This window comes from Acinetobacter sp. YH01011 (assembly GCF_013420785.1).
Classification (GTDB): Bacteria; Pseudomonadota; Gammaproteobacteria; order Pseudomonadales; family Moraxellaceae; genus Acinetobacter; species Acinetobacter towneri.
In genome coordinates, this window is record NZ_VOYG01000002.1 from 1 (window position 1) to 19,900 (window position 19,900).

Consider the following 19,900-nt stretch of genomic DNA (forward strand, 5'->3'; position numbering starts at 1 on the left):
TGTTCCATTTTAGAGATTTGTTTAAGATAAGATATAACTCATTGAGATGTGTCATAGTATTCGTCGTTAGAAAACAATTATTGTGACATTATTTCAATGAGTTATCTATTTTTGTCGTGTACAGAGAAGAAATTTCATTAAAAATATCTTTAACTGAATTAAGAGTTGATGTGTAATATTTAAATATAGCTTCTGCCATAATTTTTGGTAGTAAACTATCCAACAAAATTAAATTATTCTCAAATACAGCATTATTTAAATGGGAAAATTTAATATCGGCTCCCAACATTTTTAAATGTGCTATACGAGATTTAATAATTGGTTGTGGCAATGCAAGCTGATTAAAATCTTCAATCTCTTTTTCGGTTAGGCAAATATTTTTTATTTCAAAAATAAAATTTGTTGTCTTTCCTGCATTTAACAATGTGGATGGTTTACCTAATTTTGACTTTACGCTAAATCCCAATTCAGGCATTGTTCCAATTTTTGCATCATAAATTACGATTCTAATATCACTTTTCGCACTAGATTTTGCTTTAATCTTATTTGATTGGTATCTGGATATAAAGTTTTCCACATCTAGAATAGTAAATGATGCCGTTTGCTTTTTCTGTAATTCTGCCAGCAAAAACTGAGTAATATCTCTGAGTTCCTGTAATGGTATCTGAAAAACATCTTCACCCCGCAAAATCTCTACTATACCCTCTGATTTATGCGGTACATAAGTGAATAAATGATGATGTTCTTGACGTAAAATTCTAATTACAGGATAAATTAAATTATTTATTTTATTTAAGTTTTCATCACCCGCACTTAACTCCCCATCACATAGTAATTTAAAAATGGCATAGAGTTCACTCCATTCCCCCTTATTTGCTGTAATCATACTCACCAATCTTCAATGCTTTTAATATTTCTTTTGCAGTTGCCTGTATCGCTGGAATAGCAACAGAATTTCCAAATTGTTTATAGGCTGAGGCATCTGAAACCACGATTTTGAAATGATCTGGAAACCCCTGCAACCGTGCCCATTCTCTTGGCGTCATTTTCCGAATACCTTTCCGATTTACCTCTCCTTTAATTCTAGTAGTTGGAGTAAAGTCTGTAATTCTATGATCTATAACTAAATTACGCTCTCTCCCCATTCCACCTACAACTATGGCATTGGCAATTGCGTGATCTGGAATAATAGCGTAACCAAAACCATTTCCTTTATTTTCATGTCGAGCTTTATGCTTTTCCAAGGTATCTAAATACTGTGTAGATAAGTAATATTTAGTAGGTACAACCTGAGTTTCCTTTATATCGGCAAAACAGGTTTTTTTATTTAATGGTTGTGGATAAGAGAAATTTTGAATTCCAGTATCTTTATGGAAGCCTACAATAAAAATTCGCTCTCTATTTTGGGGAACACCAAAATCTTTAGCATTTATAATTTGAGGCTCAGCAACGTAGTAACCTAAATCATCTCTTAATGTTTTTAAAATAGTTTTAAGTGTATTTCCCTTATCATGACTAATTAAGCCTTTAACATTTTCTAAAAAGAAAGCTTTAGGTTGTTTCCGTTTTATAATATCCGCAACGTCAAAAAATAGCGTACCGCGTGTATCTTCAAATCCAGATCTTTTACCTGCAATTGAAAAAGCCTGACAAGGGAAGCCTCCACATAAAATATCGAAATGATCAGGTATCGCATTTTTAGTAGACTCTAAAGTGATATCACCATAAGGCGTTTCACCAAAATTGACGGAATATGTTTTTTGGGCATATAGGTCTATTTCTGATGAAAATACGCACTCGCCACCAAGATTTTGTAACGCTAGCCGAAATCCACCAATTCCTGCGAATAGGTCAATAAATTTAAATTTACTTGGGTATTCTGGATAAAAAGGGATTGATTCAAAGAGGGAAAGGTTTTCCTCTTTGTTTACCACTAATTCACCATGAGCCTTTAAAACTTTTGGACTAGTAGAGTTCATCTCAAACCTTCAAGGCGATACAATAACAAAGCCATTACAATAACAAAATTTATCTTAAATAGCATGCAGTGCAAGACACAAGCTGTCGCTCTAGCACAATATTCGATAAGCGTTAGGACAGATGCCTGAGCTGAACTCAAATCACAAAAACGCTTCCAACACCGAATTTAAAAACACATGCCCTTGCGCAGTACATGCCAATCGCTTCGGATCATCCTGCAACAATTGCCGCTGACGCAATGTATTTAAAATATCCTGCAAATCATCCAAGTTTAAACCTGTGCGGGCAGTATACAAGTTTGCCTCAACCCCATCATTCAGGCGCAGTGCATTCATCATAAATTCAAATGGCAACTCATCGGCTGCAATTGCTTTAAACTGCAAGTTTTCCGCAGGTACTTTGGCTAAGTAATCTTTCGGCAAACGGGTTTTTTGGAAGCGATACACACCATCATGCAAAGTCACTTTGCCATGCGCCCCCGCACCTATCGCCAAATAATCGCCAAACTGCCAATAATTTAAATTATGTGCAGACGGCAACTCTTTACGCCATGCAGACACTTCATAATTCACAAAACCTTGCGCAGTTAAATAGGCTTCACCCTGCGCTTGAATTTCTTCCAAGACATCATCTACAGGTAAAATTGGCTGAGTGCGGAAAAAAACAGTATTAGGCTCAATAGTCAATTGATACCATGAAATATGCGTTGCACCATGTTCCACTGCCAGTTTTAAATCCTGCAGTGCTTGCTGCAAAGTCTGTTCAGGCAAGCCATGCATTAAATCGACATTAATTCGCTGAAAGCCCGCTTCACGCGCCAAGCCAATTGCGGCAATCGCATCATCATTAGAATGAATACGCCCTAATTTTTTTAAATGCTCAGTATTAAAACTCTGCACGCCAATCGACAAACGGTTAATGCCTGCAGCCAAATAATCTGCAAAGGGATCATGCTCCACTGTTCCCGGATTAGCTTCCAACGTAATTTCGCAGTCATCTTCAAAAGCTAGCACGGCTTTCAGCTGTGTAAATAACCATTGATACCCCTGTGCTGAAATTAGCGAAGGTGTGCCACCGCCAATAAAAACACTGTGAATTTTCCGCCCCTGCGCAAACTGAGTCTGGGTTTTAAAATCTTCCAGCAAAGCCTGTAGATATTCCTGTTGTAAATCTAAGCTCAACTTACCGTCAGGCACAGCATGTGAATTAAAATCACAATACGGACACTTACGCACGCACCACGGCATGTGAATATATAAAGATAAAGGAATATCAATGGGTTGAAGTGGATTCAAAGACAGACTCAATGCAAAATCAAAACAGTGATACAGATTTTAACATGACTACAGCAGGACACTGATGTATTCCCTAGAATTTGCTTTAGACTAGAATCTGTTTAATAAGAAAAAATGTGAAAATGATGAAGATATCCAGCCAATTACTCTTAATTTTGCCACTGGCGATGGGCATCGGGATTGCAATGGCCTTTCAAACTGCAATCAACAGCCAATTGCGTGAATATTTATATTCTCCGTTACAAGCTGCCCTTTTCTCTTTTTTGGTTGGTACAATAGTTTTAGCCATACTGGTATTTTTTCAGCAAGTCGAAAAACCCAACCTCAGCACCTTGCTCAACATCCCATGGTATTTATGGATTGGCGGATGTCTAGGGGTTTATGCCATCAGCATGAGTATTTATAGTGCTCCAAAACTAAGTTTACTCACTTTATCTGGGGTGATTATTTTTGGACAAATGGTCACATCAATGCTGATTGATCATTTTGGGTTCTTGGGCACTGAAAAAGTCAGTATCAATTGGCAACGTCTTTTAGGTAGCGTGGTGATTTTTATTGGTGTGCTTCTCACTTTACAACGCTAATACCCAAACGCTAAGCACCTCATGCATTGAGATTTTTTGTGTCAAATATACATTCTGTGACCACGACCCGTTTTGAATTAAAACAGCTTTTTCAACTGATGATTCCAATTTTGGTCACACAATTTGCGCAAGCAGGTTTAGGTCTGATTGATACCATTATGGCAGGTCACATGTCTGCCACCGACTTAGCTGCTATTGCTGTTGGGGTCGGTTTGTGGATGCCCATTATGCTACTGTTCAGTGGCATTATGATTGCTACCACACCCTTAGTCGCCGAGGCTAAAGGCGCGCGTACCCCAGAAAAAATTGCAACCATCGCCCGTCAGTCTTTATGGATTGCGTTTATTTTAGGTGTGATTGCAGGGCTGATTTTACAGCTCATGCCTGCACTATTGCCATTATTTGGTGTGCCTGAAAATTTACAGCCCAAAGCAGGCTTATTTTTACATGCCATTGGTTTTGGGATGCCTGCCGTGACCATGTATGCTGCCTTGCGCGGTTATTCAGAAGCACTGGGCTATCCACGCCCTGTGACTGTAATTAGTCTGTTGGCATTGGTTTTATTGGTTCCGCTGAACTTTATGTTTATGTATGGCTGGGGGCCTCTGCCTGAACTGGGCAGTGCGGGTTGCGGTTTTGCCACCGCCATTTTGCAATGGTTAATGTTTATAACTTTGGCATTTTATATTTTTAAAAGTCGCGCCTATCAAAGCACGCAGGTATTTAGCCAATGGGAAGCGATTGATGCGGTCTGGATTAAACGTATTTTGCTGTTAGGACTGCCCATTGGTTTAGCCATTTTCTTTGAAGTGAGTATTTTTAGTACTGCCGCCATTGTAATCAGTCCTTTGGGAGAAACCAAACTGGCAGCCCATCAAATTGCCATGTCAGTCACATCTCAGTTATTTATGATTCCCATGTCTTTGGCAATTGCCCTGACCATTCGTATTGGCACATATTATGGCGAACAAAATATTCACGCCATGCGTAAAGTACAAGGCTTAGGCTTTGCAACTGCAACTGTATTTGCCTTTTCTACAATGACGCTGATGTGGTTTTTCCGTCCTGAAATCATTTCAATTTACACCCGCGACCCGCAAGTGGCGCAAGTGACGATGTCTCTATTATTATTTGCGATTGCCTATCAACTCATGGATGCATGGCAAATTAGCGCAGCAGGTTGTTTGCGTGGCATGCAAGACACTCAGGGCCCAATGTGGATTACCATGCTTGCTTATTGGGTTGTGGCTTTCCCCATTGGCGTGTATTTAACTCGTTACAGCAGTATGGGCGCTGCAGGGGTTTGGGTCGGGCTGATTGTCGGTTTAAGCATTGCCTGTGTGTTACTTCTGACCCGTTTATATTTCAACAATCAACGACTGGAACGCCAATTTACAGCATAAACCTCAGCCTACTCACCTACATGCCAAAATACGTTTTGGCACGTGGGTCTTGTGATCAAAAAATACTTTAACAATTAAAAGTAGGCATTTTGCTCACGAACACTTATGATCAAAAGATAGTAAAGATGATCTTGAGGAACATCGCATGGCAAAAACGGCGCGTACACCTGGTCGTCGCTTTATGAAACTTGCGAGCATGACAGCAAGTATTGCAACCAAAACGGTATCGAACTCGATTAAAAACCTCACCGCAGATGAAGAACAAAAAAATGCGGCACGCAGCCAATTGTTTCAGGATATTGGTATCCAAATTGCTGATACCTTAGGCGAAATGAAAGGTGCGGTGATGAAAGTCGGGCAAATTGCCTCGCAATATAAAGATATTTTTCCGCCTGAAGTTGCCAAAGCCATCAGTAAATTACAGCGCCAAGCACCTGCCATGCCTTTTGCTGAAATTAAGGCACAAGTTGAAAAAGAACTCGGTAAACCGCTCGACAAAATTTTTAAACACTTTGATGAAACTCCGTTTGCAGCCGCATCTATTGGGCAAGTGCATAAAGCCATTTTACCCAATGGCGAGCAAGTGGTGGTCAAAGTGCAATATCCTGGGGTCGATGAAGCCTGCGAAAGTGACCTGAAACAAGTCCGTTTGGCACTGCGTTTAATGGGTGTACTTAAAATAGACCGTAAATTACAAGACCGTCTATTTCAGGAAATTCAGGAAAGTTTAGACAATGAGCTGAACTACCAGATTGAGGCACAAAACCTAGAAGTAGCGCGTACCTTTCACGCGGCTTTGGATGATAAAATTATTATCCCACAAGTGTTTAAAGACTATTCTTCGCGGCATATTCTCACCTTAAGTTTGGAACAAGGTGAAAATATAGAAACGGCAAGCACATGGTCACAGCGTACCCGCAACACTTTGGGACGACGTTTATTGCGTGCCATGGGTCAAGAAATCTTTTATTTAAAACGCTTTCATTGCGACCCGCATCCGGGCAACTTTGCGTTCCGCCAAGATGGTTCTGTGGTGATTTATGATTACGGCGGCGTCAAAACTCTATCGAATGATGTAGTGCATCATTTTCGACAACTGATTCATGCTGCGCGTGCGCAAGATATTGCCGAAATTGAACAGCATCTAGATGCACTGCAGGCAATTTCTGCATTGGGTAAATTCCCTGAAGATTTATATTTGCAATGGTTAGAAGTGCTGATGCGTCCGCTAACCACACATTATGATTTTGCTGAAAATTCTGCCCATCATGATGGCGTTGAGTTGGTCAAAAGTTCATTGAAATATTGGGATGTGTTTAAGCCTTCTCCCGATACCTTAATGGTGAATCGAACTGTTTCAGGGCATTATTGGAATTTAATTCATTTAAAAGTACATGATAATTTAAATGATATTTTTGAGGAGTTGGTTCCACCGCGAGCTTAGACTCAACTTTGGACTCAGCAAAGGATGCTGAAAATAAAGCCCAATCTGTTTTATGCTCCGTAACTAAAATTATAATCCAGACAAAAAATCCTCCCAAATGTAGGAGGATTTTTTGTTATCTAAACCGATTCATTCAAGTTGAAACGATGAAATTCAAATTATTGAATTTCAAGGTGTTTGATTAAGCATTCCAGATCATCGGCAGACAGTTGTCCAATATAAGTGAGTTGTGTTTTTTGGATAGGCAGCTGATATGTTTGTACTGTATCAATCCACGATGGCTTTTTTAAACCAGCCTGTTGCCAGTTTTTAATTTCCACATATTTGCTTTTAATAAAAGCAGACTTATTTTCGTACTGACTACTTAAACGGAATACAACATAGTCGGTGTCCGTTTGGCGAATATACAACACAGGTCTGGTCTTACCCTCGGCAATATCTGTAAAGCCAACATAAGCCCAATAGAGTTGTTGGGTCATTAGTAGCCGCCATCATCTTCTAAAAAAGCAGCAGTATCCGCAGCGTTAGACACTTTTACACTAGGAACATTATGGCTCATCGCGATTAATCTTGCTGTATTCAAATCCTCGTCACTCACTTGAGTCGTGACAGGTATTTTTCCAGTTCGTGCAATTTCAGCGTAAACCATGCTCATTACAGTGGCAGGCGTCAGACCAACTTTTGTCATAATGTATTCTGCCGATTCCATAATTGCCTGATCAACCGTGTATTGAACCCGTTTTTTTACCAATGTTGTCATCATCTACTCCATACATACCACTGAATGCCATTTTATGCCTTAAAATGGCATGGGTCAAACTTGTTCTTACGATGCCTTTTCACTTCCAATAGAAAAAATTATTTAATCTGTGCAGACACTATTCCCTCAATGACAGCCCTTATACAACAGGTTTAAAAAGGGATTGGATAATTTTTGATGTAAAACTCACTAGAAAGAATGCATGTGGGTTTTATTTGCCAAATTAATTGTTATGTTATAACATTTCACAAATTACACACTTAGTTTGGAGAAATCTCATGCGTCCGAATATCCACCCAGAATATCGTGAAGTTTTATTTCACGACACCAACGCCAATGCCTATTTTGTGATTGGCAGCACCTTACAAAGCAGCCAAAGTAAAGAATATGAAGGCAAAGTATATCCTTATGTGACTTTGGATATTTCAAGCGCATCGCATCCGTTCTACACAGGTGAACAACGTCAAACCAGCAATGAAGGACGTGTCGCGAGCTTCAACAAACGCTTTGCACGTTTCAAACGCTAAGCTTGAGTTTTATTGCAAAATCTCACAATCACTTCATATTCAGTTAAGTTTTCTGTTTTATATTTTAAACATAGCAAGATTGCTCATCGAAACGATGGGATATCCTCTATCTTCAAAGCCCAAGCACTCTCCTCCAGCTTGGGCTTCTTTTTATTTATAATTTTTATCTAATGGATTTTTCTACTCAACGATTGATTTGGTACAGACCCTAATCTAATGTTTTAAAAACTGTTGAATCACATAAAAACCCAATCCCAGCAACATCACTCCCAAAACCACACTGGAAAGCGCATAACTAAACGCCATACCTTGCTGTCCATGTCTTAAGAGTTGCCAAGTTTCCAAACTAAAACTGGAAAAAGTGGTAAAGCCACCTAAAATACCTACCATCAGTAATAAGCGGGCTTCCTGCTGCAACACAGGATATTTCTGACTCAATGCAAAAAATACACCTGCCAAAAAGCAGCCAAACAGATTGACCGACCACGTTGCCCATGGAAAATGCTGTGCCGATTTAAATAAATACAGGCTTGCGGCATAGCGTAAACTTGCGCCAATTGCACCGCCCATTGCTACCAAAAGCCAATTCATCTGTTCTACTGTCCTTTTTGCGGCTATGTCGTGTATTTCTCACAGCCATAATTTTTAGTCACATGTGATCTCTCTCTGTATTTCAAGATATTCTTGCCCGAAGCATCCATATCTTTGCTCAGATTTTACATCTTCCTAAATCACATAAGTTAAATACACGAAAAAGTTTTCCACTCAAAACCAAATTGCGCTAGTCTGCATATTATTTCAATTTAGGCACATGTGGAGGATGTCATGGCAAAAGAATTATTGGCTCAAGTTGAGGCAGGCAGTGCAACATTTGCCGATGTGATTGCATTCATTGAAGCACACTATAACCACACCCCAACCGCATTTAAAAATGGACAACAAAACAATGCGGCCACTGAAAATCAGGGCAGTGCCAAAATCTTTTCATTTGCGAAACTCAATGGCTTAAATCAGGCGCAAACCCTCAGCCTATTTGCGGAACATTATGCTTCGGTACTTGCGACACCTGAAGGAATTGATCATCAAAATATCCGCCAGTTTATGCAGCACGGTTGGGATGGTATTCAGTTTGAAACGCTAGCCCTTAGCGCCAAATAAAAACAACTTTAACCAAGCAAAAACCGCATGAAAGTTAAACCTAATCATGCGGTTTTTTATTAGGGATGTGTACGTTTCACGTGGAGCAATACTGAAGCTATTTACCGTGTATAAGATGCGGTTTCGGCAACTATCTACAATTCAAACTCTAAACTAAACATCACACTCAGCTTTTGACTTTTTCAATCCACTGAATTGAACTAACGCGAAATACTTCACAAGCACCATCCCCCGTATCGGTGGGTGTAAGAGAGGATGTCCAAACCAAGTCGTGATCTTTCACTTCAACCAACTCACCTTTTAAACGTACCAAATCACCTCGTTTTACTTTTTGAATGTCTTTGGCAATTTTTGGGTTGGCAGGAATGATGTGCATATTAGATACCATTTGCATGGCTTGTTCAGCAGGCACAGGTAAACGGTCTATTTTCCAGTTTAAATAGCGGTCATATTGATTGACTGTGATATGACGGGCAATTTCAGGCTCAGCAAACAAGCCCCAACTCACCGCATAATCAATCGGAGAAAATTTGGCTTGGGCATCATCCTGATAGGTTTTTGAACCCAAAATCCGAAAATCACCTTTAAAGGGTTGCAACACTTCAATCGACTGACTTTTCAATACAGGAGGCAAGCCTTTGGCAATATTACGCTCGACCGCAGCATAGACGGAACATGGCAAAGCCAGAGTCAGTAACAATGCCGTGAGTTTTAGCGAAATATGCGTGTTCATCTTAAAATCTGCCTATCAAGTTCGTGTATCTATATTTATCTTAATCACAGATCATGAATACAATAGTTGAAATTGGTAACAAAATGCAGTCATTGGCTCATTCTGACATGGCAAAAACCCTGTAATTTCAGCTAAGCTTGTCGGTATAAAAATCAATAATCAGATCTGCACATGCTCTATAAATTTTATCAAAAACATATTTTCCCGCACTTGCTGAATCAGGTCATGCAAACTCCATCCTTAATGGATTTACGACGTGAGCTTTTATTTGGCGTATCGGGCGAAGTTTTGGAAATTGGCTTTGGCACAGGTTTAAATTTACCTTTTTATCAAAGTGTAGATACCGTGTATGCCTTAGAACCCAATGCAGCAGTTTTCAAATTGGCGCAGCAACGAATTGATGCAGCACCGTTCGTGGTTGAGCAGATTACCGCAAGTGCAGAACAACTGCCTTTTGTAAATGATCAATTGCAGCATGTGGTGTCCACGTGGACCTTGTGCAGTATTCCAGACCTAGAACAAAGCCTGCGAGAGATTTATCGCGTCTTGCAACCAGGCGGTACTTTGCACCTCGTAGAACACGTTTTAAATCGACAAAATTTGAATGTTCAGCGTTTACAACATCTGCTCACACCAATTCAAAAGAAAGTTGCAGATGGCTGTCACTTAAACCGTGACATTGAAATTGCCCTACTGGAAACTGGTTTTGAGTTGGGTGAAATCCAATATGTTGATGCTGCAGATATCCCCAGTCTTGCACAGCGCATGTTATTGGCGCGAGTACATAAACCTCTTTAATCACAATCCTCAAAATCAATCCGAATGGTTTCAAAACGCAGTCTGCCCTGCTGAATGGCCTGCGCAATTGCTTGCTGACCTTTGGTCAAACGTGCGCCACCACTTTTAATATCAATTAGGACGATTGCAATATCTTCGGCATGCCCATTGCCATCCCGATAATCGGTATAGCCATCAAACACGATATAATCAACAGGATCACCTAAAAATTTGGCATCGCTCGGTAAATACTGAAATTCAGGCATAATCGGTGCTAATTGCTCTGCCATTTTGCCTTTCAGTACCGCACGACTGGTATTTACACTGCGCTTTTGTGCCTGCAATAATGCCTGCTGATGTGACAGTTCAATTTCTGCAATATATTGTTCATACTCGGCTTTAATCCGTCCATTGCGGCTATTGCTTAAAATTAAGGTGGTCAGCACCACGCCTATACAGGCACCAATCAGCATCGCCATCCAGATTGACATAAAACCTTCCTAAACCTTTTTTGCAGAACTCGATACGACTTTTGTCAACTGTCATATTCCGAGCACAAAACAATGATATGCTAGGGATGAGCAGATTAAAATCGATTCGAGGGTCATGAAAACTATATTAATTGCCAACCAAAAAGGTGGCTGTGGAAAAACCATTACGGCTATTAGTTTAGCATCTGCGCTTGCACAAAAAGGCTATAAAGTTGCTTTGGCGGATGCCGACAATCAAAAATCTGCGCTGCAATGGTTAAAACAACGACCAGAAACAGCCGCTCCAATTCAAAGTTTAGATTGGCGTCATGAAAAGTCGATTGGCGATGCACCCAAAAACATTGAATATTTAATTATTGATGCACCTGGTGCGTTATCGGGTGAGCATGCCGAGCAGCTGATTAGCGAAGCACATGCCATTATCACACCTCTACAGCCTTCATTTTTTGACATTGACTCCACCCGTCGCTTTTTAAAGCATTTACAAGATATTAAGCGGATTCGCAAAGGCAAGGTACAAATTTTATTGCTGGCCAACCGTGTTAAACCAAACTCTGCCAGTTCTAAAGATATTCAGGATTTTTTCCAGAAAATTGAACAACAACCTGTGGCTTGGATTTCAGAACGTGCCGCTTACGGACAATTGGCCATGCAGGGTCTCAGTATTTTTGATAAAACCCAAAAATCTTATTTACAGATGCAAAACCAATGGCAACCTGTATTAAACACCATTGTAGATGACCCTGCTCAATGGTTTTAAAGCCTAGAATCGCCACCGTTTAGAACTTATTCACCAGAACTTACCAAGCTCTCGTTTTCGGGAGCTTTTTTTTCAGTTAATATGGCACATGACCTTAGGAATGTTTCAGTGAATTCAGTGCAACAGTACGCGCCAACATTACAAAAAATTTTATTGTTTGGACTGTTTTTTGTCCTGATCTTTTTGGGTTTTCACATACTCAAATATTTTATTGTTCCTGTTGTTTGGGCAGCAATCATTGCCTATATGAGCTGGCCACTATATCAGTCGGTGCTACGTTTATGCAGTCATCGTCCTACGCTTAGCGCAGCCTTAATGATGCTGATGGTCACGTTGGTGGTCGGCATTCCACTCACTTTTGCCATTTTTATCCTGCAACATGAAGGTCGCAACTTATATTACGAATTACAAAAACAGGTCTTTTCCGGACACTTAAATGTCCCTGATTTCATTCGCAATTTACCTATTATTGGTAAAGAAGTCACCCGCACCCTTAAAGAAATTAATCACGATCCGAACAGCATTGTGCAATCCATTTCCTTATGGATTCAAGGGCATTTGAATTACGGTAAAGTGGTGATTAATGAAGTCAGCAAAAACCTGATCAAACTGGGTTTTGCCCTGCTGTCATTATTCTTTTTCTACCGCGATGGTCACACCATCTTGCATCAAGTCAGCAAAGCGCTAGAAATGGTGATTGGGCCACGTATTCATCACTATTTAGATACTATTTCTGAAACCACACGTGCCGTGGTGTATGGGGTTGGTCTTACGGCAATTGCACAGGCCTTATTGGCAGGTGTAAGTTATTTTGTGGCCGATGTACCTAACCCAATGGTACTGACAATTGTGACCTTCTTATTTGCGCTGATTCCCTTTGGCCCACCGCTGGCTTATGGTTCGGTATCCTTATGGTTATTCACCCAAGGGCATACCATGGAAGCCATTGGCGTTATGGCTTGGGGCGTGTGTGTAGTCAGCACGGCAGATAACGTCATCCGACCTTTGGTGATTTCAGGTGCGACCCAAATTCCATTCTTATTGATTATGTTTGGTGTACTGGGTGGTATTGCTAGCTTTGGCTTAATTGGTCTGTTTATTGGCCCTGTTATTTTGGCCGTGTTACTGGCCATTTGGCGTGAATGGTTGCATGAAAATAATCAACCCGAAGCTTTAATGATGCCGAAAGCCACACTTGCCCACGACCTACCCGAAGACGATTCATCTTCCAATTCAAAGCTTGATTAAGCTTTCTTTCTGATCATATTGCTCACATGACTGTGTTGATCTGAACAAATCAGCTCAACACAGTACATACATTCCACTACGCAAACGTTGTATTGTAACGTGGCTAACTTTGTTTCAATCAAGACATCCCTAAATATTATGCACAACAAACAGGATGTCTTTTATGCGCTCAATACTCCAATTTGCCAGTCTTGCTGCTTTTAGTGGTCTCGTACTCATGGGCTGCAGCACCACTGCAACCTCACAAGAAAAATCAAAATTAGTGAAAATGCATGCTGTTTCAGCACAAGGTATTGGCAAAGAATTAGGTACGGTTGAACTGCGTGACAGTGCAGCAGGCTTAGTTATTCACACCCAACTCCAGCAACTCCCTGCAGGTGAACGTGGTTTTCATATCCATGAAAAAGGTTCATGTGCAGCAGCAGAAAAAGATGGAAAAATGGTTGCTGCTTTGGCAGCGGGCGGTCATTTTAATCCGAAAAATGTCCCGCATCATGGTACACCACTAACAGGACATTTAGGTGATTTACCTGCTTTAAGTGTTGCAAGCGATGGAACAGCCAAAGTAACCGTGATTGCACCACGTTTAACATTGGCACAAGTTGAAGGATTGGCTTTAATGATTCATGCAGGCGGCGATAACTATGCCGACCATCCAAAACCATTGGGCGGTGGTGGTGAGCGAATCGCCTGTGGGGTCATTTAAACCCGCTTTATACATTTTCAATAAAACATTTAAAATCAATTGTGGATAAGTTAAGGGTTATACACATGCCTTTCGACTTATCCGCAAAAAAGTAAAATCATCTTGTTGTGGATTATTCTAAAAATAAGCTCAATGCAGCTCGTCTCGCTTTATATCAGTCGTGTTTCATATCCACACTCACTAATTTTTGAAAAACTTGCTACGAACTAGCAGAAAACAGCTCAATTTTGCAAACATCGTGTCTAACTTATAAATGTGCAGAGATCACAACCGCTCATCTTTGCGAATGTCTAAATTTCAGCTACACTGCATTTTTATCCACTTTAAAAAGATTGGCATGAACATTAAAACATTACGTCTGGTTGGGTTCCTAGAAGGTATTTCATTCTTATTGTTGTTATTTATTGCTATGCCCATGAAATATATGTTCGATAACCCAATTTTAGTGAAATATGTAGGTATGGGACACGGCGTATTGTTTATCGCATTTTTAGTGGTGCTTTTTGTGGTTTGTGAAAAACAAAAATGGTCTCTTAAAATGTTTATTTTGGGCTTAATTGCTTCAATTTTACCTTTTGGCCCATTTGTTTTTGATGCTAAATTGAAAAAGATGGAACAACCAGTACAAGCTTAATCTGCAAGTCCTTTTCAGCTTTCATCATATTACACATTTTCTGAAATTTAATTTATAAATCAAATGTTTGCAAGGTGATGCCACATCACCTTGTTTTATGATGCAGCTGAAAAATTTAAACCCTTAAAACTGCCCTGCAGCAACTCGCTCCTGCATCACCTGTTTAAGCATCATGCGTGGCAAACTAAACCAAAGCGTTATCAACACCAAACAAGCCAAACTATACGCCCAAATATCAAACCGCATATATAAAACACGTACGAGTTCAATCACAATAAAAAAGCACAGCATCAATAGCATTGAAACACTAGCAGCAACAGTACCTTTAGACACTTCCGATGACATTAAGGCGAAACGGTATAAGACTGAGAAGCTCATTCCCTCACCAAAACTGATCAAGCTCATACCAATCACCAAACACCAAACAAAATAACTTTGCCAAATTGCCCCCAATACGATCAGCACACTACCCAACAACATTAAAGGTAAACCAATCAAGACTGTTTTTCCTAAAGGTAAACGGTCAATGACTTTCATCAGTACCAGATTGCCTAAAATCAAACCACCCAAAACAGGAAACTGCGCCAAACCGTATTGCAGACTACTAAAGCCTAACTCTTCCACCAACATCACAGGAGATAACGCAATCCACAACATTAAAGGCATGCTCAATAAGGGCAGCGCCAATGTCAAACCTAAGAATCTGGTATTTTGAAAAACTTGTTTAAAATCATCCCATACATCTCGAAATGGAGGTTTGGGAATACGCTGCTGATTTTCAGGCATTTTGGCTTTCAGTCCAAACCAACTCAAAAATGCCAACAGTGCTATGCCGATAAAACCCCAATGCCAAGAAACATGCTCAATCATAAATGCACCTAAGACTGGGCCGAGCAAGGGAGCAAGTAAAGAGACGTTAGCCATGAGCGCCATGACTTTAATTGCATCACGTTCTGCAAAGTTTTCCTGAATAGCCGCATAACCGACTGCACTAATGACTGACAAACCAAAACCTTGAAAAAAACGAAGAACAAGGAAGCTTTCAATGTTCTGAGTCAATAAAATCAATAAACAGGTTAGGGTAAAAAATGCCACGCCGCCCAATAATACTTTTTTGCGTCCCAAACGGTCAGAGAGTGGCCCCAATAACCACGCCACACAAGCACCCCCCAGCAAATAAAATGACATGGACGAAGCTGCCCATGCACTACTGACACCAAAATCTTGTGTGACGGCCAACATTGCGGGTTGAACCAAGTCATTGCCAATATAAACCGCGAACTCAAACAAGACCAAAGCCAAGGGAAACATGAGTGTGGCACGTTGAATGGTATTTTTTTGCTGCTGTGGCATGAGTTATAAAGGACAAAACGATGCAAGTCAGCCGCGTTTAGCCCATAAAATAGAAAATTGAGCTGCAGTTTAACAGAGTTGAATGGCAAATTTATGGCGCATTTTTTAAGTCCGTTAAATAAATTGCGGCACTTGATGTGACATCAGACCAAGTTAGGCATCACCTCCTTCAGCGGGTTAAGGCGATACGGTATTGCCCAATTCATAATATGAAAATACCGAAAGTACAGGATAAAACTACCCACGGCAATGAGGCGATCATTACAGTGTAGAAATGCTAGCGTTTTGATGGACATGCTGCGCTCACACGTTTTTGAATCGAATGAAGTCATCCTAAATAAAAGCTGTGGATAACACGAGTATTATCCACAGACGCTTTGTTGCATTTTTAGAACATCATGCAAGATTTACCTAAGCCCTACAGCAATTTAAGGACATTTTTTGCTTTGGAAAGTCTTGGTATTTTTACCACGTGCGCATAAGTAAGCGGTTTGCACATCACCCTGCTGCCATTGTCCATTAATATTTTTAAAGTGATAAATACTACGAATTGAACGTACCGAATCATCCATTAAGCCTGTTTCGGTAATTTTTACTTCTGCCGCAGTTGGTGCTTCGACACGGTTAAAGTATTGACGAATTTCAACGGTAGCCAATTCTTTACGCAAATCTGGACGTTGTTTGAGTACCTGCGCCAAAGGTGTTTCTGCAGGCGTAACTTGTGAAATAATATTCTGTGTAGTCGCACAGCCTGACAATAACGCAACACCCAATGCGGAAACCGTGATTAAACGCAACATAACTCCTCCAAAATGTTGATTATTATTTATGCTTCTATGATGCCCTGTTAGCGCAGAAACGCTAGAACAGAAATGTAAAATTAAAACAGCGGCATAAAAAAACGCATCACGAGGATGCGTTTTTCAATTCACTTAAATAAATGAAAGGCGAAAGGAATTACAAATCAAATAATTTGCCTGGGTTCATAATGCCTTGAGGGTCAAAAACCTTTTTCAACGCTTTCATATATTCAATTTCTTCAGCCGAACGTGAATATTCCAAATATGGTTTTTTGGTCATGCCTACACCGTGTTCTGCAGAAATAGAACCATCATATTTCTTCACAGTATCAAATACATACTTATTTACCACCTGACATTTGGCAAAGAATTCGTCTTTGCTTAAATCGGCAGGTTTAAGAATGTTCAGGTGCAAGTTACCATCACCAATATGGCCGAACCAGCAAATTTCAAAGTCAGGATAGTTTTCTGCCACAATTGCATCAATTTCCTGAATAAATGCAGGAACATGAGTAATCAATACTGAAATATCGTTTTTATATGGAATAAACGGTGCAATCGACTCAGAAATGTCTTCACGCAAACGCCATAAACTTTCAACTTGGTCTAGGCTTTGGCTCAATACGCCATCCATCACCCAGCCTTGTTCCATACAGTGTTCAAAAATTTCCATCGCCTTGTCCATAATTGGCTCAAATGGCGCTTCAAATTCAAGTAACACGTAAAATGGACATTCGGTTTCAAATGGACGTTGCACATGACCATGATCCAAGACTTTTTGCATCGCCAATTCACCAAAGAATTCAAATGCAGTCAAATCAATTTTGGCTTGGAAAGCATGTAATACAGGCATCACCGAATTAAAATCAGGTACGCCCAACACCATCACTTGCAAATCTTGCGGTTGGCGTTCTAGCTTAATTTCAGCTTCGGTCACTAAGCCAAGTGTGCCTTCACCGCCAATAAATAAATGTTGCAGCGCATAACCTGTTGCGTTTTTGATCATGCCTTTGTTCAGACGCAGGATATCTCCTTTGCCTGTTACCACAGTCAGACCCAACACCCAGTTACGGGTCATGCCGTATTTAATGACTTTAATACCGCCCGCATTGGTACCAATATTACCGCCAATTTGTGAAGAACCTGAAGATGCAAAATCGACTGGATAATACATGCCTTGTTCTTCGGCATAGTTTTGTAGTTGCTCAGTCACCACACCCGCTTGCACACGTACCATACGGTCTGCAGGGAAAAATTCCAAGATTTGGTTCATCTTGTCCATGCTGACTACAATTTCACCATTGGCTGCCACCGCACCCGCAGATAAACCTGTACGTCCGCCCGATGGAGTAATGGCCACATTAAACTGATTCGCCAGTTTTACAATGGCTTGTACTTGCTCTGTGCTTGATGGGAAAACGATGACCGATGGGTTCGGATCAAAATGCTTTGTATGGTCACGACCCCAGTTTTGGAGGCTATCGGCATCCGTTTTAATACGGTTTTCACCGACTATTGCCGTTAATTGGGTCAATAACTCAGGGGTTAAAGCGACTGGAGCATTCATCGTTTGCAGACCTAGCAAGAATTAAACAGGAAGAAAAGCGACTGTCTGCATATCTTGATCAATTTGAAGATACTGCAGACTAAATATGTGCATCAAAGCAACAGCGTGGGTTGGCTTTCATGTGTGCCGCTTATTATAAGCGATTTTTTTGAAAAACCTGTGAATATTGGCAATTCCGATAATATAACGTGGTAAGAACAGGGCAATTTTGGGCAATATTTCTGAAAGAGATTATATCTGACAAAAAATACCTGCACTCTTGGTCATAAAGGAAATGTATATCGACCCATCTCCTATGTTATCATACCGCCACTAAATTTGGCCTTTGTAGCGGAGCCGTAATGAGCCAACATCTTTCACTACCTAAAGATAAAATTCGTTTCTTGTTGTTAGAAGGCGTACACCAGAACGCAATCGACGTGTTAAATGCAGCGGGTTATACCAACATCGATTATCGTAAAACGGCGCTTGAGGGCGATGCGTTAAAAGAAGCGATTAAAGATGCGCATTTCATTGGAATTCGTTCACGTACACAGCTAACTGAAGAAGTTTTTGAAGCTGCGAACAAACTAATTGCGGTAGGTTGTTTCTGTATTGGTACGAACCAAGTGAACTTAACTGCAGCAATGCAACGTGGTATTCCAGTTTTCAATGCCCCTTATTCAAACACCCGTTCGGTTGCAGAATTGGTATTGGCTGAAGCAATTTTATTGCTACGTCGCGTACCTGAAAAATCAACCGATACACATGCAGGTGGCTGGAACAAGTCTGCTGTAGGTTCATTTGAAACACGTGGTAAAACTTTAGGTATCGTGGGTTACGGTTCAATCGGTTCTCAACTTTCAGTATTGGCTGAAAGCTTGGGTATGCACGTCATTTATTATGATGCTGTAACCAAGTTACCTTTAGGTAATGCACGTCAAGTTGGCTCTATGGGCGAATTATTGGCAAATGCTGACGTGGTTTCTTTACACGTTCCAGATGTACCATCTACCCGCAATTTCATGGCAAAAGAACAATTTGCACAAATGAAAGAAGGCGCAATTTTCATTAACGCGGCACGTGGTACTTGTGTGGTGATTGAAGATTTAGCAGATGCTATCAAGTCTGGTCATATTGCAGGTGCTGCAGTTGACGTATTCCCGAAAGAACCAAAAGCCAATGGTGAAGAATTTGTTTCTCCACTACGCAACCTACCAAACGTGATTTTAACACCGCACGTGGGTGGTTCTACTATGGAAGCGCAAGCGAACATTGGTTTAGAAGTGGCAGAGAAATTTGTTGCATATTCAGATAAAGGTATGACTTTGTCTGCAGTGAACTTCCCTGAAATTGCACTGCCATTGACTGAAGGCAAGCACCGTTTATTGCATATTCACCAAAACATTCCAGGTGTATTGTCTAAAATCAACAACTTGTTTGCTGAACACGGCATCAACATCTCTGGTCAGTCACTTATGACCAAAGGTGATGTCGGTTATTTAGTGATGGATGTTGATGCGACTGCATCTAAAGAAGCACTAGATACTTTACACGAAGTTGAAGGCACAATTCGCGTACGTGTATTGTTCTAATACCACCAGCGCATGCTACAAAAAACCACAGTCTGCGTACTGTGGTTTTTTATGTCTGCTGCATCTACACAGCATCGTGCTGCAACCCGCTAGTATTTTAAACTTG

General features: G+C 40.5%; 22 protein-coding genes and 1 pseudogene. 11 read left to right on the forward strand and 12 right to left on the reverse strand.

Going from position 1 to position 19,900, the window contains the following annotated elements:
- Positions 1-88 precede the first annotated feature (88 nt).
- The 3 genes from FTT78_RS01325 to hemW form a co-directional block, all read right to left on the reverse strand.
- Complete coding sequence (locus tag FTT78_RS01325) at positions 89-886, reverse strand: HpaII family restriction endonuclease (RefSeq protein WP_257221870.1); 798 nt, start codon at positions 884-886, stop codon at positions 89-91.
- Complete coding sequence (locus FTT78_RS01330; RefSeq protein ID WP_004974609.1) at positions 870-1,979, reverse strand: DNA cytosine methyltransferase; 1,110 nt, start codon at positions 1,977-1,979, stop codon at positions 870-872. The genes FTT78_RS01325 and FTT78_RS01330 overlap by 17 nt, the downstream gene beginning before the upstream one ends.
- Before the next feature lie 141 nt (positions 1,980-2,120).
- Entirely contained in the window at positions 2,121-3,275 is a 1,155-nt protein-coding gene (gene hemW, locus FTT78_RS01335; RefSeq protein WP_180043371.1) for a radical SAM family heme chaperone HemW, read from the reverse strand.
- A gap of 122 nt (positions 3,276-3,397) precedes the next feature.
- Here hemW and FTT78_RS01340 point away from each other — a divergent pair, with 122 nt between their 5' ends.
- From FTT78_RS01340 to FTT78_RS01350, 3 genes are all read left to right on the forward strand, one after another.
- A complete protein-coding gene (locus tag FTT78_RS01340; RefSeq protein ID WP_131260603.1) occupies positions 3,398-3,859 on the forward strand; it encodes a DMT family transporter in 462 nt (153 codons plus the stop codon).
- 38 nt (positions 3,860-3,897) lie between these two features.
- Positions 3,898-5,262, forward strand: coding sequence for an MATE family efflux transporter (locus FTT78_RS01345; RefSeq protein ID WP_278517693.1), 1,365 nt, complete (start codon positions 3,898-3,900; stop codon positions 5,260-5,262).
- Positions 5,263-5,407: 145 nt separating this feature from the next.
- Positions 5,408-6,706: an AarF/ABC1/UbiB kinase family protein gene (locus tag FTT78_RS01350; protein WP_004974602.1), complete on the forward strand. Its 1,299-nt coding sequence runs from the start codon at positions 5,408-5,410 to the stop codon at positions 6,704-6,706.
- Between the two features lie 158 nt (positions 6,707-6,864).
- Here FTT78_RS01350 and FTT78_RS01355 read toward each other — a convergent pair whose 3' ends face one another.
- Together FTT78_RS01355 and FTT78_RS01360 are read right to left on the reverse strand one after the other, a co-directional pair.
- Positions 6,865-7,185 carry a type II toxin-antitoxin system PemK/MazF family toxin gene (locus tag FTT78_RS01355; protein ID WP_131260605.1) on the reverse strand — a complete coding sequence of 107 codons (321 nt, stop codon included), beginning with the start codon at positions 7,183-7,185 and terminating at the stop codon, positions 6,865-6,867.
- Positions 7,185-7,466: a type II toxin-antitoxin system RelB/DinJ family antitoxin gene (locus FTT78_RS01360; protein ID WP_131260606.1), complete on the reverse strand. Its 282-nt coding sequence runs from the start codon at positions 7,464-7,466 to the stop codon at positions 7,185-7,187. Before FTT78_RS01360 ends, FTT78_RS01355 begins: the two co-directional genes overlap by 1 nt.
- A 278-nt stretch (positions 7,467-7,744) precedes the next feature.
- Between FTT78_RS01360 and FTT78_RS01365 the strand changes: the two genes are divergently transcribed.
- On the forward strand, positions 7,745-7,993 hold the full coding sequence (locus tag FTT78_RS01365; protein WP_004974599.1) for a type B 50S ribosomal protein L31: 249 nt from the start codon (positions 7,745-7,747) through the stop codon (positions 7,991-7,993).
- A gap of 213 nt (positions 7,994-8,206) precedes the next feature.
- Here FTT78_RS01365 and crcB read toward each other — a convergent pair whose 3' ends face one another.
- The gene (gene crcB, locus FTT78_RS01370; protein ID WP_131260607.1) at positions 8,207-8,584 is read right to left on the reverse strand and encodes a fluoride efflux transporter CrcB; all 378 of its coding nucleotides are present in this window, start codon (positions 8,582-8,584) and stop codon (positions 8,207-8,209) included.
- Between the two features lie 234 nt (positions 8,585-8,818).
- Between crcB and FTT78_RS01375 the strand changes: the two genes are divergently transcribed.
- On the forward strand, positions 8,819-9,151 hold the full coding sequence (locus FTT78_RS01375; protein WP_154320287.1) for a HopJ type III effector protein: 333 nt from the start codon (positions 8,819-8,821) through the stop codon (positions 9,149-9,151).
- Positions 9,152-9,317: 166 nt separating this feature from the next.
- Here the strand turns inward: FTT78_RS01375 and FTT78_RS01380 are convergent, their stop codons facing one another.
- Positions 9,318-9,884, reverse strand: coding sequence for a hypothetical protein (locus FTT78_RS01380; RefSeq protein WP_180043373.1), 567 nt, complete (start codon positions 9,882-9,884; stop codon positions 9,318-9,320).
- A gap of 171 nt (positions 9,885-10,055) precedes the next feature.
- Between FTT78_RS01380 and FTT78_RS01385 the strand changes: the two genes are divergently transcribed.
- Positions 10,056-10,682 (forward strand): class I SAM-dependent methyltransferase, encoded by a 627-nt coding sequence (locus FTT78_RS01385; RefSeq protein ID WP_131260610.1) that lies wholly within the window; start codon positions 10,056-10,058, stop codon positions 10,680-10,682.
- On the opposite strand, the gene FTT78_RS01390 is transcribed toward FTT78_RS01385, so the two are convergent.
- On the reverse strand, positions 10,679-11,152 hold the full coding sequence (locus tag FTT78_RS01390; RefSeq protein WP_004974557.1) for a Holliday junction resolvase-like protein: 474 nt from the start codon (positions 11,150-11,152) through the stop codon (positions 10,679-10,681). The genes FTT78_RS01385 and FTT78_RS01390 overlap by 4 nt on opposite strands.
- A 115-nt stretch (positions 11,153-11,267) precedes the next feature.
- Here FTT78_RS01390 and FTT78_RS01395 point away from each other — a divergent pair, with 115 nt between their 5' ends.
- From FTT78_RS01395 to FTT78_RS01410, 4 genes are all read left to right on the forward strand, one after another.
- Complete coding sequence (locus FTT78_RS01395; protein ID WP_180043375.1) at positions 11,268-11,912, forward strand: ParA family protein; 645 nt, start codon at positions 11,268-11,270, stop codon at positions 11,910-11,912.
- 108 nt (positions 11,913-12,020) lie between these two features.
- Complete coding sequence (locus tag FTT78_RS01400; RefSeq protein ID WP_180043377.1) at positions 12,021-13,160, forward strand: AI-2E family transporter; 1,140 nt, start codon at positions 12,021-12,023, stop codon at positions 13,158-13,160.
- Positions 13,161-13,323: 163 nt separating this feature from the next.
- Positions 13,324-13,866: a superoxide dismutase family protein gene (gene sodC / locus FTT78_RS01405; protein WP_180043379.1), complete on the forward strand. Its 543-nt coding sequence runs from the start codon at positions 13,324-13,326 to the stop codon at positions 13,864-13,866.
- Positions 13,867-14,203: 337 nt separating this feature from the next.
- A complete protein-coding gene (locus tag FTT78_RS01410; protein ID WP_070153801.1) occupies positions 14,204-14,500 on the forward strand; it encodes a DUF3817 domain-containing protein in 297 nt (98 codons plus the stop codon).
- 123 nt (positions 14,501-14,623) lie between these two features.
- Here the strand turns inward: FTT78_RS01410 and FTT78_RS01415 are convergent, their stop codons facing one another.
- From FTT78_RS01415 to FTT78_RS01430, 4 genes and pseudogenes are all read right to left on the reverse strand, one after another.
- Complete coding sequence (locus tag FTT78_RS01415; protein ID WP_167846350.1) at positions 14,624-15,853, reverse strand: MFS transporter; 1,230 nt, start codon at positions 15,851-15,853, stop codon at positions 14,624-14,626.
- A 180-nt stretch (positions 15,854-16,033) separates the two neighbouring features.
- Positions 16,034-16,143, reverse strand: a pseudogene (locus tag FTT78_RS01420) (pirin family protein); the annotation flags it as partial.
- Between the two features lie 138 nt (positions 16,144-16,281).
- Complete coding sequence (locus FTT78_RS01425; protein ID WP_004974545.1) at positions 16,282-16,653, reverse strand: hypothetical protein; 372 nt, start codon at positions 16,651-16,653, stop codon at positions 16,282-16,284.
- A gap of 157 nt (positions 16,654-16,810) precedes the next feature.
- Positions 16,811-18,220, reverse strand: a complete 1,410-nt coding sequence (locus tag FTT78_RS01430) for an FAD-binding oxidoreductase (protein ID WP_154320282.1) — start codon at positions 18,218-18,220, stop codon at positions 16,811-16,813.
- Between the two features lie 341 nt (positions 18,221-18,561).
- Here FTT78_RS01430 and serA point away from each other — a divergent pair, with 341 nt between their 5' ends.
- Positions 18,562-19,794, forward strand: a complete 1,233-nt coding sequence (gene serA / locus FTT78_RS01435) for a phosphoglycerate dehydrogenase (protein WP_180043381.1) — start codon at positions 18,562-18,564, stop codon at positions 19,792-19,794.
- Positions 19,795-19,900 lie beyond the last annotated feature (106 nt).